This window comes from Micromonospora sp. LOL_023 (genome assembly GCF_048060115.1).
Lineage (GTDB): Bacteria > Actinomycetota > Actinomycetes > Mycobacteriales > Micromonosporaceae > Micromonospora_E.
The window spans coordinates 34,636-50,220 of sequence record NZ_JBHMIM010000025.1 but is presented as its reverse complement, the minus strand read 5'-3'; the positions used below and the strand labels follow the sequence as shown (position 1 = coordinate 50,220).

General features: G+C 69.7%; 17 protein-coding genes and 1 pseudogene. 9 read left to right on the top strand and 9 right to left on the bottom strand.

What is annotated here, in order from left to right:
- Positions 1-109: 109 nt before the first annotated feature.
- Complete coding sequence (locus ACFHVL_RS15520) at positions 110-556, bottom strand: DUF1801 domain-containing protein (RefSeq protein ID WP_416628564.1); 447 nt, start codon at positions 554-556, stop codon at positions 110-112.
- A gap of 160 nt (positions 557-716) precedes the next feature.
- Between ACFHVL_RS15520 and ACFHVL_RS15515 the strand changes: the two genes are divergently transcribed.
- Positions 717-1,205, top strand: coding sequence for an NUDIX domain-containing protein (locus tag ACFHVL_RS15515; protein ID WP_416628563.1), 489 nt, complete (start codon positions 717-719; stop codon positions 1,203-1,205).
- On the opposite strand, the gene ACFHVL_RS15510 is transcribed toward ACFHVL_RS15515, so the two are convergent.
- Positions 1,169-2,350, bottom strand: coding sequence for an acyl-CoA dehydrogenase family protein (locus tag ACFHVL_RS15510; protein ID WP_416628562.1), 1,182 nt, complete (start codon positions 2,348-2,350; stop codon positions 1,169-1,171). The two genes, ACFHVL_RS15515 and ACFHVL_RS15510, sit on opposite strands and share 37 nt — an antisense overlap.
- Entirely contained in the window at positions 2,347-3,132 is a 786-nt protein-coding gene (locus ACFHVL_RS15505; RefSeq protein ID WP_416628561.1) for a DapH/DapD/GlmU-related protein, read from the bottom strand. The genes ACFHVL_RS15510 and ACFHVL_RS15505 overlap by 4 nt, the downstream gene beginning before the upstream one ends.
- 179 nt (positions 3,133-3,311) lie before the next feature.
- On the opposite strand from ACFHVL_RS15505, the gene ACFHVL_RS15500 reads away from it, so the two are divergent.
- Both ACFHVL_RS15500 and ACFHVL_RS15495 read left to right on the top strand, forming a co-directional pair.
- On the top strand, positions 3,312-4,649 hold the full coding sequence (locus ACFHVL_RS15500; RefSeq protein WP_416628559.1) for a helix-turn-helix domain-containing protein: 1,338 nt from the start codon (positions 3,312-3,314) through the stop codon (positions 4,647-4,649).
- Positions 4,650-4,712: 63 nt separating this feature from the next.
- Positions 4,713-5,153: a GNAT family N-acetyltransferase gene (locus tag ACFHVL_RS15495; protein ID WP_416628557.1), complete on the top strand. Its 441-nt coding sequence runs from the start codon at positions 4,713-4,715 to the stop codon at positions 5,151-5,153.
- On the opposite strand, the gene ACFHVL_RS15490 is transcribed toward ACFHVL_RS15495, so the two are convergent.
- From ACFHVL_RS15490 to ACFHVL_RS15475, 4 genes are all read right to left on the bottom strand, one after another.
- A complete protein-coding gene (locus tag ACFHVL_RS15490; protein WP_416628555.1) occupies positions 5,104-5,820 on the bottom strand; it encodes an HAD family hydrolase in 717 nt (238 codons plus the stop codon). The genes ACFHVL_RS15495 and ACFHVL_RS15490 overlap by 50 nt on opposite strands.
- A gap of 146 nt (positions 5,821-5,966) precedes the next feature.
- Positions 5,967-6,164: a DUF397 domain-containing protein gene (locus tag ACFHVL_RS15485; RefSeq protein ID WP_416628553.1), complete on the bottom strand. Its 198-nt coding sequence runs from the start codon at positions 6,162-6,164 to the stop codon at positions 5,967-5,969.
- Between the two features lie 140 nt (positions 6,165-6,304).
- Positions 6,305-6,505: a DUF397 domain-containing protein gene (locus tag ACFHVL_RS15480; RefSeq protein WP_416628552.1), complete on the bottom strand. Its 201-nt coding sequence runs from the start codon at positions 6,503-6,505 to the stop codon at positions 6,305-6,307.
- On the bottom strand, positions 6,502-7,383 hold the full coding sequence (locus ACFHVL_RS15475; RefSeq protein WP_416628550.1) for a helix-turn-helix domain-containing protein: 882 nt from the start codon (positions 7,381-7,383) through the stop codon (positions 6,502-6,504). Before ACFHVL_RS15475 ends, ACFHVL_RS15480 begins: the two co-directional genes overlap by 4 nt.
- Before the next feature lie 280 nt (positions 7,384-7,663).
- On the opposite strand from ACFHVL_RS15475, the gene ACFHVL_RS15470 reads away from it, so the two are divergent.
- Genes ACFHVL_RS15470 through ACFHVL_RS15460 form a run of 3 tightly spaced genes read left to right on the top strand, consistent with a single transcriptional unit; the run spans position 7,664 to position 8,269 of the window.
- Complete coding sequence (locus tag ACFHVL_RS15470) at positions 7,664-7,807, top strand: hypothetical protein (protein ID WP_416628625.1); 144 nt, start codon at positions 7,664-7,666, stop codon at positions 7,805-7,807.
- Entirely contained in the window at positions 7,804-8,049 is a 246-nt protein-coding gene (locus tag ACFHVL_RS15465) for a hypothetical protein (RefSeq protein ID WP_416628623.1), read from the top strand. The genes ACFHVL_RS15470 and ACFHVL_RS15465 overlap by 4 nt, the downstream gene beginning before the upstream one ends.
- The gene (locus tag ACFHVL_RS15460) at positions 8,021-8,269 is read left to right on the top strand and encodes a hypothetical protein (protein WP_416628622.1); all 249 of its coding nucleotides are present in this window, start codon (positions 8,021-8,023) and stop codon (positions 8,267-8,269) included. The genes ACFHVL_RS15465 and ACFHVL_RS15460 overlap by 29 nt, the downstream gene beginning before the upstream one ends.
- Positions 8,270-8,564: 295 nt before the next feature.
- On the opposite strand, the pseudogene ACFHVL_RS15455 reads toward ACFHVL_RS15460, so the two are convergent.
- Both ACFHVL_RS15455 and ACFHVL_RS15450 read right to left on the bottom strand, forming a co-directional pair.
- A pseudogene (locus ACFHVL_RS15455) lies at positions 8,565-8,813 on the bottom strand (transcriptional regulator); the annotation flags it as partial.
- A gap of 164 nt (positions 8,814-8,977) precedes the next feature.
- Complete coding sequence (locus ACFHVL_RS15450; protein ID WP_416628549.1) at positions 8,978-10,828, bottom strand: heavy metal translocating P-type ATPase; 1,851 nt, start codon at positions 10,826-10,828, stop codon at positions 8,978-8,980.
- Between the two features lie 367 nt (positions 10,829-11,195).
- Here ACFHVL_RS15450 and ACFHVL_RS15445 point away from each other — a divergent pair, with 367 nt between their 5' ends.
- From ACFHVL_RS15445 to ACFHVL_RS15435, 3 genes are all read left to right on the top strand, one after another.
- Positions 11,196-13,628: an ATP-binding protein gene (locus ACFHVL_RS15445; protein ID WP_416628547.1), complete on the top strand. Its 2,433-nt coding sequence runs from the start codon at positions 11,196-11,198 to the stop codon at positions 13,626-13,628.
- A gap of 96 nt (positions 13,629-13,724) precedes the next feature.
- Entirely contained in the window at positions 13,725-14,654 is a 930-nt protein-coding gene (locus tag ACFHVL_RS15440; protein ID WP_416628546.1) for a carbohydrate ABC transporter permease, read from the top strand.
- Positions 14,654-15,556 (top strand): carbohydrate ABC transporter permease, encoded by a 903-nt coding sequence (locus ACFHVL_RS15435; protein WP_416628544.1) that lies wholly within the window; start codon positions 14,654-14,656, stop codon positions 15,554-15,556. The genes ACFHVL_RS15440 and ACFHVL_RS15435 overlap by 1 nt, the downstream gene beginning before the upstream one ends.
- The last annotated feature ends 29 nt before the right edge of the window (positions 15,557-15,585 follow it).

Below are 15,585 nucleotides of genomic sequence, written 5' to 3'. Positions count from 1 at the left end.
CGTTGATTGGACTCACCTCCTCTTCGCAGCAGTCATGCACGGCGCAGCGATCGTAGCGCAACCCACCCCGCTATCGGCGCCCGACTTCGACCGAAGGCGTACAAGCACGTCAGCTCACAGCCTTCTTGACAAGGGCGGCGATGTGCTCTGCGGCCTGCTCGCTGAGCTGGGTCACGGCGAAGGACGTCGGCCACAGGCCGCTGTCGTCGGCGAGGCTGGCCGTAGCGGTGAAGCAAAAGGTGGAGTAGGGCTCCTTGTCCGCGTGTCCGCTCCGGAAGAAGCACACGACCTTGCCCTTTCTCGCGTACGCCGGCTGGCCGTACCAGAGCTTCGGGGACAGGTCGGGGGCGTTGGCGGTGACGATGGCGTGGACGCGTTCGGCCAGTGCGCGGTCCGACGGTGCCATCTGGGCGATCTTCGACAGCACGTCGAGCTCCTCGGCGGCTGCTTTGCTACCACGACTGCGGGTTGTCTCCTTCTTGAGCTCTGCGGCGCGTTCCTTCATGGCGGCGCGCTCGCCCTCGGAGAAGCCGTCCGTGTCTGCCTTGCTCACCATGTCGCTCCTGGTCGTTGTCAGATGTGACCGAGGGTCACGCTAGCCGTGCCGCAGCTGCCGGTGCTTCTCGATTCCTGATCGGTAGAGGCGGCCCGGCGCCACGGGCCCTGACCGGCGGAAGTTGCCGTCAACTGGACATTCAGGCGGTTAACCTCCGGTGGTGAGCTCCCCGCCTGACGATTACACCGCGACGTTGCCGCGCAAGCGGATGGGTTCGGCTGTGCTGCTGCGCGACCGTGACGGACGGATCCTGCTCGTCGAGCCGACGTACAAGGACTACTGGGAGCTGCCAGGTGGGGTGGTGGAGGCCGACGAGTCGCCGTACGACGCGGCGGTCCGTGAGCTGGCCGAAGAACTCGGCCTGGCGGTCGCTCCCGGCCGGCTGCTGGTGGTCGACTGGGTGCCGCCTCGCACCGGCCGCACCGAAGGGGTCATGTTCGTGTACGACGGCGGTGTCCTGGACGAGTCGCAGACCGACGCGATCCGGCTGCCGCCGCAGGAGTTGCGAAGCTGGGCGTGGTCGACCTTGCCGCAGGCGCAGCAGCGGCTTTCGCCGCTGCTGGCCCTGAGGGCCGCCGCCGCGCTGACAGCGGCGACGGCCAGCGGGACTGTCTACCTTGAGGGCGGGAACCAGGTGGGGGGATCGTAGGGCGCGCGGAGCAACGTCGCGCCGCCCGATCGGTAGAGGCTGTCATGTACGCCGTCGGCGTAGAGCATGCCGGTGAGGTCGGCTCGCGCTTTCGTGACAGGGCTGGACTGTTGGAATCCGTACGCCCCGAGCAGCGGAGCGAGATCGCTAACCGCCCGGTAGGCGGTGTCGACTCCGGCCGCCTTGCCGACGCGTGCGAAGAGGTCCGCGTGCGGGTGGCCAGACGCGGCAAGCCTGATGGTGGTGATGGCGGCGAGCAGCGCGGCGACAATCTCGGCGTGGGTGCGCCCGAGGGTGATCAGCGCGTTGTCGCGGACCCGTGGCAGCACACCTATCTTCCGCCGAGCGGCGAGCGCTTCAGCGACGACGGTGTGGACACCGGCTGCGGTCCCCAGTGCGGTCGCGGTGACAAGCGGCCGGAACCGGGCGAAGTGCCTGCGAAACACCTCCATGCCACTTCCTGCCGGCCCGAGCAGGTCCGTAGCAGGATCAATCGACACGTCGTGCAGCCGCAGCACTCCCCACGACCAGCCACCCAGACCGGACGGCTTCAGCGTCTCACTCACCAGACCGTGCGCTGCGGTGTCGATGACCGCAGCGGTGATTCGGTCGTTCGGGTCCCGGAAGAAGACCACGAAGCCGGCCGACTCGACGATCCGGGACACCCAGCACTTCTCTCCGCTGATGTGCCAGCGACCGTCGCTGTCCGGCCTCGCCTGGGTGGTGATCTCCTGGATGCGGGAGCCGCCGTGCCGCTCGGTCGCGGCGATTCCCACCAGGTCGCCTCGGCCGAGCCGGGTCCGCCAGGTGTCCCGGAGCTCTGCGGCGGCGTCAGCAAGGATCATCGCCCCATGGCCGGCGCCGGTCACATCGCGCAGATCCAGGTCGTACGAGCCGGCGCAGAACTGCGCGAGTGCCTGCCGCACCAGCCCGCCGGGAGCAGGGGGATCCTGGCGATCGTCGCAGGCCAGGTCGCGACGAAGGTCCAGCAGCCACTGGGCGCGGGCCGGGTCGCCGGAGGGCGGCGCGGCGGGCACCCGCCGGGCGAGTACGTCGGAGAGGACTTCGAGGTCGTCCCAGGCCTTCCCGTCGATCTCCGGAATGCTGCAGCGCAGTGGCTCCAGCCAGGCCAGAGCCGGAGTCATGGTGTCACCTGTCCGCGCGATCGGGCGGGGACGCCGTACGCGATGGTGTTGGCCGATACGTCGCGGGTGACCACCGAGCCGCTGCCGATGAGCGCGTGAGCGCCGATGGTGATTCCCGCCATTACGCATACCCCAGAGCCGACCTTGCACCCGTACTCGAACACTGGCGGGTCGAGCGGCTGCTCGTTGTCCGGGTCGCGCCAGGTCAGCCGCTTGTCGTTGATCGTGCGTACGCCCGCGCCGATGAACACGCGGTCGGCAACGACCGTGTCGGCCGTCAGATGCGAGCCCGGCGAGCAGCGCACTCTGTCGCCGATCCGGGCACCGCGCTCGACGGTCAGGTTGGCCGCCAGCTGGCTGCCGGAGCCGACGACAACGTTGGTGCGGAGCAGGGCGTGGTGGCCGATGGTGCTGCCCTCTCCGACCCGGACACCCGCGTAGAGGATCGCACCGGCTCGCAGGACCACCCCGGAGCTGATCTCGGTAGTGCCGCCGGATCCCCGATAGACCTGCCGCATCGCGTAGCCGTGCTCCGGCTCGCCGACGATCGCCCTATGGCCGAGGCGGGCGTCGGCGCCAACGCGGGTGCCGCCGTGGACCACGGCGAACGCGCCAATCGTGACCCTGGCACCGAGAACGATAGGGCGCAGCGTGCCGAGCAGGTCAGCCGGCAGGAACACTGCGGTCGGGTGGATCTGGCAGCCGTCACCGACCTCCAAGAGCCCAGCTCGAATCAGGTCTGTCGCGGTGGCGGTCGCTCCGATTGTGGAAATTGCATGCATCAGCTTCACTCCTGCAGGTAGCGGGTTTGACCATCGCCCGAACAGGACGGGTCGTGTGTCCCAGTGCATCGGGAGGAAGCGCGTAGTCCGAGACCGTGACGCATTAGTTGCAACCGTCTTGCGTGATCCGCGAAGCATCGGTCACGCTCGAATAACTTCATCGGTGCGAGGAGGCAGCTGTGCCGACCGAGCCGGCCTGGACAGCGATGCCGACAGCCGACGCTGCCATCGCAGCTGGCGACGTGGGCAAGCTGCTGCGCATCGCACGGACAGCGGCCGGGCTCACCCTTGAGGAAGCTGGGCGGCGCGCAGGCTGCTCCGCAGCCACCATGTCACGTTGGGAGAACGGCCGGAGGAGAGAGTGGAGCGTCGCCGAACTGCGCCGGCTGGCACAGGTGTACGGAATTCCGCCGCGTCTGTTCGGGCTGGCCGCGTCATCCGCGCCAACAGGGAGCGGCGCAGTTAGTGTGGTCGAGGACCCCGACGACGGTGGTGGTGATTCAATGCGTCGACGTGACTTGTTCGCAGGCACGCTCGGCCTGAGTACAGGTGCCGCCCTGCTGCCGACGTCGGCCCTCGCTGTCACCGCCACCGTCGAAGACGTGATCTTCGGGCGGGTCACCGCTCCAGCGATCCTCGAACACCAGCTCCGTGCACAGCTTGCCGCCGCGGCAGCGGATTTCCGGGCCTGCCGCTACAGCCAACTCGCCCGACGGTTGCCGCGCCTGCTCGCCCAAGCCACGGCGGTACGCGACCAGGCCCCAGTCGGCCAGGCCGCGCAGGCATCGAGCTGGGTAGCCCAGGCCTACGGCGTCGCCACACAGCTGCTGATCAAGTTGCACGATGACGGCATGGCTGGGTCCACGTCGGATCGAGCGGTGCAGGCGGCGCGCGCCAGCGGAGATCCGCTGGTCATCGCGGAAGCAACGCGACTCGCCGCGACGGTGCTCCGCCGCAGCCGCCACCGCGACGGTGCCCAACGCCTTGTCCTGAACGCCGCTCAACAACTCGACACTGACACCGGTCTGACCGACGGCCGCCACGCCGCCATGTACGGGCAGCTCCTTGCCGTTGCCGCCTACACCGCCGCCATGCGGGAAGACCGTGAGGCCGCGTGGAATCTGCTGGCGGAAGCGGACGACGCCCTTGGCCGGGCAGGGACCGCCGAAGGTAGCCCTATCAGCTCGCTCGACCTTGCCGTATACAAGATCAGCGTCGCGCGGGTGCTCGGTGACTACGGCACCGCCGTCGAGTACGCCAGGCATGTCAACCCCGCCCACATCACCTCGCTGGAGCGCCGCGCCCGCTACTGGCAGGACGCCGCACTCGCCCTGCAAGGCCGAGGTCGACCCGCAGCCGCGTACCAGGCACTCCTCGCGGCGGAAGCCGACACTCCGCAGGAGGTCCGCTACCGGCCTTGGGCACAGAGCCTCACCCACGACCTGCTCACCACCGACACACGCAACACCCTGCCGGGCATCAGAGAGTTCGCCACCCGTATCGGCGCTGCTGGATAGGTGGCTTGACCTGCCGGCCACGTACTCGCTCGCGTGGCGTGTCCGGCCGCTAGAGTCGCGAGCATGAGCGTCGAGATCGAAGCCGTCCGAGTCGCCACCGACGAGGTCGTGAAAGCGTTCGGCCGGCTCCTCCCGCAGCTCTCCCGTTCCGCCAAGCCACTCGATCTGACGGCGCTGGACGAGTTGGTGGCGTCGGACGCAAGCACTTTGCTCATCGCTCGCCGCGAGGGCGAGATCGTCGGCGCGCTGACCCTGGTGATGTTTCCGATCCCGACCGGTAGGCGGGCGTGGATCGAGGATGTGGTGGTCGACGAGTCGGCGCGCGGCCTCGGGGTCGGGGCGGCGCTAACCCAGGAGGCCGTCAGGCTGGCTCGGGAGGCTGGCGCTCGGACCGTTGACCTCACGTCGCGCCCGTCTCGTGCTGCCGCGAACCGGCTCTACGAACGACTCGGCTTCAGTCTCCGTGACTCGCGGGTCTACCGCCTTGCACCCGGCGATCGCTGAGGGCGGCGACGACTTCGGCCATGCTGCTGATGATGGCGTCTGATCTGCTGAGGCTGTGGTATTTGCGGGGTTTGTTGGCGTAGCCGATGGCGGGTACGCCGACCGCCTGGGCGGCTTCGATATCGGTAGGTGAGTCGCCAATGAGCACGCAGTCCTCGGGGTGGGCGCGCAGTTCGCAGATGGCGGCGATCACCGGGGCGGGGTTCGGTTTCATTCCGGCGGGGTCGGCGTGGGGTCGGCCGATGACGGGGTTGATGTAGGCGTCCAGCTGTTGCGCGATCAGGTACCGGTTGACGGCGTCGGCGCTGTTGTTGGACACGATCGTGATGCCGCGCTGGGCGTGGTGGGCGGCCACGATGACTTCTCGCGCGTACGGGGTGGGTTCGGCGACGGTGACGGCGTCCAGTTCGGCGGTGCGTAGGGCGTCGTCGACTTGGCGCACGATGGCTGGCCGGTTCAAGGTGGCTGACCAGCGGAGCACGGCGAGCGGATCGGGTTCATCGAGCAGGTCGGGAGGGACGGTGACGCCCTGGTCAACGAGCAATCGGCGCAGGGTGGCGGCGACCTGGGGCGCGGGGTGGTTGGCGAAGACCTTGCAGACGGGGCCGTCGAAGTCGACCAGCAGGAACCGGGCACGGCCGATGACGGCGGCAAGTCCGGTGTTCACGAGGTGCGCTCGCTGGCGATGGCGGTCAACTTGCTGTCGAACCAGCTGGCGTGACCGCAACGCATCGCAATGCGGTCACTGTTCCGCTACCTCTGGTTCGAAACTTCCGCCAGCGACGTGGTGAAAGACACCCACGCCGCTGGCGGTCACGCGGAGAGCTGGGACGACTTGAGCGCGGTGGTGAAAGTGGTCCAGGCGGAGGGGGCGAAGGTCAGCGCCGGGCCGGTGGGGTCCTTGCTGTCGCGGGCGGCGACGGCTCCCGGCAGGTTGCGGGCGACCTCGACGCACTGGCTGTTCGAGTCGCTGCGGCTGCTCTTGAGCCACACGGCGCGGGTGAGATCCATCGCGCCCCTCCTTCGAATCTGCGGCAAACTTTGACGGCGGCAAAGGTCGCTGTGGCGTACGGGGCAGTGGCCCATGGCTGGCGTTGGCGTGACCGCGCCGGATACCTGGCGCGGTCACACATCCGCAATTCGGGCTGGTCTCACTCGCTCCGGAGCGACGTGGTGAAGGCCGCCCAAGCGGTAGGGGAGAACGCGAGCACGGGGCCGGAACGGTCCTTGCTGTCCCGGACCGCGACGACGGCCGCCAGGTTGTCGGCGACCTCGACGCAGTTGCCGTTGCCGCCGGAGCGGCTGCTCGTGCGCCACTCGGCGTTCTCCAGTTGCCGGTTCTTCATCGTCATCTTCCCTTCTCGTCCATGCGGTCGATGGACTTCTTGATCATCCTGACCGACCCTGCCGGGTCGACCGCCGCTGCGCGAAGGTACTCGAACAGCGAGCTGTAGCTGGCGATCTCGGACGGACTCTCCAGGAACATCGCGTTGACCCGGTTCTCGATGTAGACGAGCTCCGGGTCGTACGGGTCGGGGAAGTCCATCAGGGCGAACGCGCCGTGCATGCCAGCGTGTGCGCCAACCTCGTACGGCAGAACCTGGAGGGTGATGTGGGGTTGCTTGGCCATGTCAGCGAGGTGGCGTAGCTGGCCGCGTATGACGTCGACGCCGCCGACCTGGCGGTGGATCACGCCTTCGTCGATGATCGCCCAGAGCTTCAGCGGCGTGTCCTTTGTGATCGACTCCTGGCGTTTCATCCGGGCCTCGACGCGGTGCGCCACGTCGGATTCGCTGCACTCGGGCAGTACGCCTGCGGTCACGGCTCGGGCGTACTCCTCGGTCTGGAGCAGGCCCGGCACGAACAGCGGCTCGTAGTTGCGGACGCTGCGAGCCTCGGCTTCGAAGCTGATGTAGGCGCTGTACTCGTCCGACAGGACCTCTTCGTACGCCTGGAGCCAGCCAAGCTGGGTGGAGTCCTTGAGTAGGTCCAGCATCTCTGTGCGCTGTTGCTCGTCGCTGATGCCGTAGAGGTCGAGCAGGGCGAGGACGGTCCGCTTCTGTGGCCGGACCTTGCCGGTTTCGATCCGCCACAGGGTCGCGCTGTTCATGTGGGTCTTCTCGGCGGCGTCCTCGCGGGTGAGTCCTGCGTCGCTGCGCATCCCGCGCAGCTGGTATGCCAGGCGGCGCAGGCGAACAGTCGGCAAATGCTTGCGCGTGGCCACGTCCATGCTCCCCTCACTCCCTCTCAGTGTGCGGGTCCCGTGTCGGCGGGACAACATCAGGGCATCCTCAAGACTCTCGAAAGCAAGTCTTGCATATGCGATCGATGCTGAGGCAGTATGACACTAGATGGTCGCATCATGGAGTGTCGATCTACCGACCTGCAGCCAGTGCTCTGGAGATCCGAGCAGGGCTGGAGGGACGCACATCCCCACCCACCTGGGCGCCGGCCGGCGTCGCGGCAAGGAGGCCGGCCGGCGTCCCGACCTGAAGAGGGGGAAGGTCCTCGTGGAAATCGGTGCGCTGGTCGGCGCGGTCCTGCTGGGATTCCTGGCCGGACTGTTCGCCTTCAAAGTGAAAGTCAGATGGTGTCCGTGGTGCGGCCGGTTGACCTGGCCCGGCCCGCCGCCGCCGGACGGAGAGATGCTGTGACCAGGTCGTCCGGCCGGCACCGGCCGCCGATGGTCAGCGTCAACGGCGAGACGTACGAGGGGGACGTCGCGCCGGTGACGCTGAGCGCCGAGCAGGTCGCCGCAGAGCTGCGTCGCCGCGACCAGAGCATCGCCCGGATGGCCGACGAACTGTCGCTGCTCAAGCAGGCGCTGCGGGACTGGCAGAGCGACCAGGCCCGGCTGCCGTACGTCGGTGAACTCGACATCGACCCCGGCACCTGAGCCGGGTGACGTGCTGATGATCGGGGCCGCCGCCAGCGTGCAGTTCGCCGGTGACCGGGGTTTCCGGTTCCGGGTCGTCGCCGCCGACACACGGTGGACCTACGTCGGCTGGGTCTGGTTGGGCGGCTACGTGCTGGACCGCGGCGGCGCGGCCGTCGAACGGAGGGAGATCTTCGTGCAACGCGACGGGCTAAGGCAGATCCGTCGGAGACAGCGGTGAGCATCAGCGACGTCGGTGGCAGCGGCGGGTGGGTCGGGCCGGTCGGCCCACCCGTTCCGTCGGCGCGGCCGGAGTACGGGTGAAACTGGGACTTGTGGTCCTCTGACGGCGGCCGGCCAGGAACCGACTTCTGTTTTAGCGTGATCCCGTTGGGGGATTTTGATCCCCCAACGGGATCACACTCGAAACAGTGTCCCTCCCAGGCGACCGCGTTCGGGTGGACGACGGGAGGGAGCTCGGCCCGGTACACGATCAGCTGCTGACCAGTTGCTCCACGGACATCGAAGGCGTGGTACGTCAACGTCAACTCGCCCACCACGCTGTGCCGGAACGTCTTCGCCTCGTGGGTCTTGCCCCGTACGTCGTTGCGCTGCCACAGCCGGCGGAACTCCGGGCTGGCCGCGCCCACCTCATCGACCAGTTCTCGGGCCCGCCGGTCGTGCGGGTCGTGACCGAGCGCGAGCCGCAGATTCGCCACGCACGTCTCGGCACCCCGTCGCCAGTCGACGAAGAAGGTGCCGCCGGCCGGGTCGAGGAACGTCATCCGCACGAGGTTGTCCGGCCAGGCGAACGCCGACTCGCCCGGATCCAGCTCGGTGGCGACCGGCGGCCCCGGCTGCTCCATCATGTGCCGCACACGGCGGCGCTGTCGGATCTGCTGGCGGCCTGACCCGGGTCACCGCCCGACTCCGGTCACGGCGTGTCGGGTCACGATGGGCCGGCCCGGCGGCGGCCGGGGCGCAGGGCGCGCAGCGCGTTGACGATCACCGCGACGTCGATACCCTCCTGAGTGAACGCACCGGCCACCGGCGGCAGCAGACCGAACGCGGCGGCGACCATCGCGACCAGCGCCAACCCCATCCCGACCGAGGCGCTCTGCACCGCGATCCGCCGCGACCGGTGGGCGATGTCGACGGCGTCGGCGAGCCGGTCCAGCCGGTCGACGGTGAGCACCGCGTCGGCGACGCCCGCCGCCGCGCCCGCCCCGGCGGCCCCGATCGCCACCCCGACGTCGGCGGCGGCCAGCGCCGGGGCGTCGTTGACACCGTCGCCGACCATCACCGTGATAGCGCGGCCGGACTCCTCGCGTACCCGGGCGGTCTTCTCCTGTGGTGAGCAGCGCGCCACGATGTCGTCGACGCCGACCTGGTCGGCGACCTGGTCGGCGACCTCGCGCCGGTCGCCGGTGAGCATCACCAGCCGGGTGAAGCCGGCCTGCCGCAGCCGCCGCACCGTGGCGGCCGCGTCGGGCCGCACCGGATCGCGCAGCAGGATCACACCCGCCGGTACGCGGTCCACGCTCACCCAGACCGTCGACAGTCCGTCCGCCTCGGCGCGGTCCCGCTCGCGCATCGCCCAGTCCGGCAACTCGGCGTCGGGCTGGCCGACCCGGACGACCCGGCCGTCGACCCGGCCGGTCACCGCTCGGCCGGGCTCCTCGGTTACTTCTGTCGGGCCGGTCAGCCGCAGGCCACGGTCGTGCGCCGCCCGGACGATCGCACCGGCCAGTATGTGCGGGGAGAGTTGCTCGACCGATGCGGCGAGCCGTAGCAGTTCGTCCGGGTACTGGCCGTCGGCGGTGGCGATGCCGGTGATCTCGGACCGGCCGGTGGTCAGCGTGCCGGTCTTGTCGACCAGCAGCGTGCGAGCCAGACCGAGCTGCTCCAACGCGCTGCCCTCGCGGATCAGCACCCCGGCGCGGGCGGCGCGGGACAGCCCGGCGACGATTGCGATCGGGGTGGCCAGCAGCAGCGGGCACGGGGTGGCGACGACCAGCACGGCGACCGCCCGGACGAACTCATCGGAGACGATCCAACCGACGCCGGCCAGCGCGAGGGTGAACGGCACGAACGCGGCGGCGTACCGGTCGGCGAGGCGTACCGTCGGGGCCTTGCCGGCACCGGCCTGCGCGGCCAGCCGCACGATGCTGGCGTACGTGCTCTGCTGCGCCGTCACCGCCGCCCGCAGCCCGAACGCCGCCCCCGCGTTGACCACGCCGCTGGCGATCCGGTCGCCGGCGGCCCGGTCGACCGGCTGCGACTCCCCGGTGACCACCGATTCGTCGAGCGTGGCCGGATCCTCGGCGACGCCGTCGACCGGCACGACGTCACCGGGTCCGACGAGTAGCCGGTCGCCGGGGGCGATCTCGTCCACGTCGACCGGGTCGATGGTGCCGTCGTCGGCGCGTCGCCGGGCGGTACGTGGTGCGTGCGCGACCAGCGCTTGCAGGTCGCGGGTGGCGCGTCGCTGTGCGTACGTCTCCAGGGTGTGACCGGTGGCCAGCATCAGCGCCACCACCGCGCCGGCGAGGTACTCGCCGGCCACCAGCGCGCCGATCAGCGCCAGTACGGCGATCACGTCCACGCCGACGCGGCGCTGTCGCAGCGAGTGACCCATCCAGCGCAGTGCCGGCAGCAGGGCGGCCACCGTCGCTGCCGCCCACACCCAGTCAGCCGCGGTCTGTGCGCCAGCGACCCACAGCCCGCCGCCAGCGAGCACCGCGACGGTCAGCGCGGCCAGTGGTGTCCACTGGCGCCACTGTGCCCACCGTCGGCCCATCGTCGGTTCCACCTGTGCTGTCGGAGGCTGCCTATCCAGTTTGTCAACGAACCGGATGGACGGTCAGGGACGGGTGACCGGGGCCCCGTCCGGTCACCCGCCGCCCGACCGTAGCCAGTGTCCGCAACCGCCGGGTCACCTGTTCGAATGCCTGGACCAGTACATGGGTCAGTCCTTCCGTGCTGGAGCGGACGACTGTGACATGGTGTATTCCCTTCTGCACGGTGCGGACCCTGGCCAGACACCAGGATGCTGCCTGGACCCGCGGTGTGGTGGTGATCTCGTTCATCTCCGTACAACGCCGTACATCGACTAACATCCGCTGTGGAGCGGGGTCACCCGAGGCATCCGCTGTGACGGATGGCCGGTGAGGCTGGTGCGGGTCGCGATGGTGCATGGTGTGGAGGCGCGACCCCCCGACCGGCTGCTACGCGACGCCGGTGACGTGCGTACCGTCGACGAACTTGCCAGTCTGCTGCGCGCCTTGCGACGCCGGCACGCCCGCCGCGAAGGCCACCGGGTCTTGTCCTACCGGTTGCTGGCCGCCCGCGCCGGTTGGTCGCACACGGCGGTGGCCGAGTATCTGACCGGCAAGACGTTGCCGCCGACCGACCGTTTCGACGTGCTGGTCGGCCTGCTGGGCGCCAGCCCGATCGAACGGGGCATGCTGGCCAGCGCCCGTGACCGGGTCGACGAGCAGCGGGCGTCGGGTGGCGGGGCCGCCGCCGGTACTACGGCCGCGCCGGTCGTCGAGCATCGGGTGATACCCCGGCAGTTGCCACCGGCCCTGGGGAACTTCAGCGGTCGGCGGGCGGAGCTTGCCCAACTGGATCGGGTCGTCGACCCGGGCGGCCTCCCGCACACCGGGGCCGTGCGGGTGGTGGCGGTCACCGGCACGGCCGGGGTCGGCAAGACCACCCTCGCGGTGCACTGGGCGCACCGGGCGGCCGACCGTTTCCCCGACGGGCAGCTCTACGTCAACCTGCGCGGTTTCGACCCGGACGGTGCGGTGACCGAGCCGGCGACCGCGCTGCGGTTGCTGCTCGACGCGCTCGGTTCCCCACCGGCCCGGTTGCCGGCCGAGTTGGACGCGCAGACCGCGCTGCTGCGGACGATGCTCGCCGACCGGCGGATGCTCATCGTGCTGGACAACGCCCGGGACAGTCCGCACGTGCGGGCGTTGCTGCCCGGCGCGCCACAGTGCCTGGTGGTGGTGACCAGCCGCAACCAGCTGACCGGGCTGGTCGCGGCGCACGGCGCGCACCTGGTCACCCTCGGTCTGCTGCCGTCGGGCGAGGCGACCGAGCTGCTGCGGCACCGGATCGGCGAGGGGCGCTGCCGGGCGGAACCAGCGGCCATCGACGAGATCGCCCTGCGGTGCGCGGGGCTTCCGCTGGCGCTGGCGGTGGTCGCCGCCCGGGCTACGACTTCGCCGCGGATGCCGCTGGCGGCGCTCGCGGCCGAACTGCGTACCGCCCACGAGCGGCTCGACGCGTTGGCGGCCGACGATCCGCAGCTCGGCGTACGGTCGGTCTTCTCCTGGTCGTACCGGGCGTTGAGTCCGGCGGCCGCGCAGCTGTTCCGGCTGCTCGGAATCCACCCGGGCCCGACGGTCTCGGCCCCGGCGGCGGCGAGCCTGGCCGGTCTGCCGGCGGCGCGGCTGCGGCCGGTGCTTGCCGAACTGGTCCGCTCGCATCTGCTCGCCGAGCATCCGGGCGGCCGCTACGGGCTGCACGACCTGCTGCGGGTGTACGCGGCGGAACAGGCTCGGCGCCAGGAGACCGGCGAGGCGTTCGATGCCGCGGTGCACCGGCTGGCCGACCACTACACGCACACCGCGTACCAGGGGAACCTCCTGCTGGAGCCGCATCCGCAGCCGGCCGCGCCCGCGCCGGCCGCACCCGGTGTCGTCGCCGAGTCCCTCGGCACCGCCGAGGCGGCCTTGGCCTGGTTCAACGTCGAACATCCGGTGCTGGTGGCGGTGTTCGAGGGCGCGGTCGCCGCCGGGCTGGACGCCACGGCGCTGCACCTTTCCCAGGTGATGTACACCTATCTCGACCGGCAGGGGTACTGGCCGGACCTGCTCGCGATGCAACGGACGGCACTCGAACTGGCCCGGCGCCTCGGCGACCCGGCCGCCGAGGCGGTCGCGCATCGCGCCATCGCCCGCGCGTGCACCCGCACGAACCGGTACACCGACGCCGAGACGCAGCTCGGTCTGGCGCTGGAGCTGGAGCGTGACCGGGGCGACCGGGCCCGCGAAGGGCTCACCGAGCTCAACCTGTCGCTGCTGCGGGAGCGGCAGGGTCGGCACCGGGACGCGTTGGAGCACGGGCGGTCGGCGTATGACCTGTATGCCGAGGCGGGGGACCTGGCCGGGCAGGGCAAGGCGCTCAACGTGGTGGGCTGGCAGTATGCCCAGCTCGGCGAGTACGACGAGACACTTTCCTGGTGCGGTCGTTCGTTGGAGCTGTTGCGGGAGCTCGGTGACCGATCGGGGCAGGCGACCACCTGGCACAGCCTGGGGTACGGGTATCAGCATCTCGGTGACCTCGACGAGGCCGCCGCCTGCTACCAGCAGGCGTTGGACCTGTTCCGGGATTTCGGTGACCGGCATCTGCAGGCGCTGGTGCTGCAGGACCTCGGCGAGGTCGCTCGGGCCGTCGGCGACCTGGCCGGTGCGCGGACCTGCTGGCAGGCGGCGGTCGACATCCTGGACAGCCTTCGGCATCCGGACGTGGAGCCGATCCGGGCCAGGCTGGCACAGCTGCGGGTCGATGAGGCTGGCCGAGCTGGTTGAGGTTCAGCTGCGGGGTTGACGGCGGTGAGGCTCGGTGCGAGCATCAGACCCTCGATGTTTGCGCAAACATTCAGTTCCCGACCAGAGGCCGAACGCATGGCAGCACCTCAGACACCGCCCCCGACGGTCACCACGGCCCGTCGGCGAGCCCGCCGGGCTACCGGGCGCAGATCGCTGACCGGGTGGCAGTTCGTCGGGCCGTTCATGCTGGTCTTCGCGGTCGTGTTCATCGCGCCGATCGGATACTCGATCTATCTCAGTCTCTACCGGCGGCAGCTCATCGGCGGCAACTCCTTCGTCGGGCTGGACAACTACCAGCGGGCGCTGGGCGACGCCCAGTTCTGGTCCGCCTTCGGTCGGGTGGCGACCTTCCTCGCCGTCCAGGTGCCGATCATGCTGTTCATCGCGCTGCTGGTCGCGCTGGCCATCGACAGCGGCCGGCTGCACGGCCGCAGCTTCTTCCGGGTCGCCATCTTCCTGCCGTACGCCGTCCCGGCCGTCGTCGCCACCCTGATGTGGGGCTTCATGTACGGCAACCGGTTCGGCCTGGTCGGCAACATCAACGACGCGTTCGGGGTGTCGCTGCCCGACCCGCTCAGCCCCGACCTGGTGCTGCTGTCCATCGGCAACATCGTGACCTGGGAGTTCGTCGGCTACAACATGGTCATCTTCTACTCGGCGCTACGGGTCGTGCCCACCTCGCTCTACGAGGCCGCCGAGGTCGACGGCGCCGGCCAGGTGCGGGTCATCCGGTCGATCAAACTGCCGGCCATCCGGGGCGCCCTGGTCATCGCCACCATCTTCTCGATCATCGGCAGCTTCCAGCTGTTCAACGAACCGAGCATCCTGCAGCACCTGGCACCGAACGCGATCACCACGTACTTCACCCCCAACCTGTACGCGTACTCGCTGAGCTTCTCCGGCCAGCAGTACAACTACTCGGCCACGGTGGCCATCGTGATGGGCCTGATCACCATGGCGATCGCGTACGTCGTCCAACTGCGCGGCATGCGGGAAGGACGCTGATGTCCGACACCGCGTCGAGCACCAACCGGGCCCGTCGGTCGGCCGGCAACCAGATCCGCCGGCCCCGTCGTAGTCTCGCCCTGACCACGCTGACCGGCATCGTGCTGATCTACAGCCTGATCCCGCTCGCGTGGCTGCTGATCAACGCCACCAAGTCGCAGCAGGGCCTGTTCTCCTCGTTCGGTCTGTGGTTCGCCGACGACTTCGCCCTGTGGGACAACGTCGTCGACACGCTCACCTACGACGGCGGGATCTTCCTTCGTTGGCTCGGCAACACCCTGCTGTACGTGGTGGCCGGTGCCGGCGGCGCCACCCTGCTCGCCACCCTCGGCGGGTACGGGCTGGCCAAGTTCGACTTCGTCGGCCGCAAGGCGGTCTTCGCGATCGTCATCGGCGCGGTCGCCGTGCCCGGCACCGCGCTGGCCGTGCCGACCTTCCTGATGTTCAGCCAGCTCGGCCTGACCAACACCCCGTGGGCGGTGATCATTCCGTCGCTGATCACCCCGTTCGGGCTCTACCTGATGTGGACCTTCGCCGCCGAGGCGATCCCGGACGAGTTGCTGGAAGCCGCCCGCTGCGACGGCGCGGGGGAGTTCCGCACCCTGTTCCAGATCTGCCTGCCGCTGCTCGCCCCCGGCATCGTCACGGTGCTGCTGTTCAGCATGGTCGCCACCTGGAACAACTACTTCCTGCCGCTGATCATGCTCAAGGACCCGGACTGGTACCCGCTGACGCTGGGCCTCAACGCCTGGAACGCCCAGGCCGCGACGGCCGGCGGCCAGCCGGTGTTCCACCTCGTCATCACCGGGTCGCTACTGACCATCCTGCCGCTGCTGGCGGCATTCCTGCTCCTGCAGCGCTACTGGCAGTCGGGTCTGGCCGCCGGCAGCGTCAAGGAGTAACCGCACCCATCACCTGTGAAAGGGACATC

What these genes read in the sequence shown, in the direction of transcription:
- ACFHVL_RS15520 (WP_416628564.1), bottom strand. Translation starts at nt 556, where the DNA reads ATGGTGAGCAAGGCAGACACGGACGGCTTCTCCGAGGGCGAGCGCGCC.
- ACFHVL_RS15510 (WP_416628562.1), bottom strand. Translation starts at nt 2,350, where the DNA reads ATGACTCCGGCTCTGGCCTGGCTGGAGCCACTGCGCTGCAGCATTCCG.
- ACFHVL_RS15505 (WP_416628561.1), bottom strand. Translation starts at nt 3,132, where the DNA reads ATGCATGCAATTTCCACAATCGGAGCGACCGCCACCGCGACAGACCTG.
- ACFHVL_RS15495 (WP_416628557.1), top strand. Translation starts at nt 4,713, where the DNA reads ATGAGCGTCGAGATCGAAGCCGTCCGAGTCGCCACCGACGAGGTCGTG.
- ACFHVL_RS15485 (WP_416628553.1), bottom strand. Translation starts at nt 6,164, where the DNA reads ATGGATCTCACCCGCGCCGTGTGGCTCAAGAGCAGCCGCAGCGACTCG.
- ACFHVL_RS15480 (WP_416628552.1), bottom strand. Translation starts at nt 6,505, where the DNA reads ATGACGATGAAGAACCGGCAACTGGAGAACGCCGAGTGGCGCACGAGC.
- ACFHVL_RS15475 (WP_416628550.1), bottom strand. Translation starts at nt 7,383, where the DNA reads ATGGACGTGGCCACGCGCAAGCATTTGCCGACTGTTCGCCTGCGCCGC.
- ACFHVL_RS15450 (WP_416628549.1), bottom strand. Translation starts at nt 10,828, where the DNA reads ATGGGCCGACGGTGGGCACAGTGGCGCCAGTGGACACCACTGGCCGCG.
- ACFHVL_RS15440 (WP_416628546.1), top strand. Translation starts at nt 13,725, where the DNA reads ATGGCAGCACCTCAGACACCGCCCCCGACGGTCACCACGGCCCGTCGG.
- ACFHVL_RS15435 (WP_416628544.1), top strand. Translation starts at nt 14,654, where the DNA reads ATGTCCGACACCGCGTCGAGCACCAACCGGGCCCGTCGGTCGGCCGGC.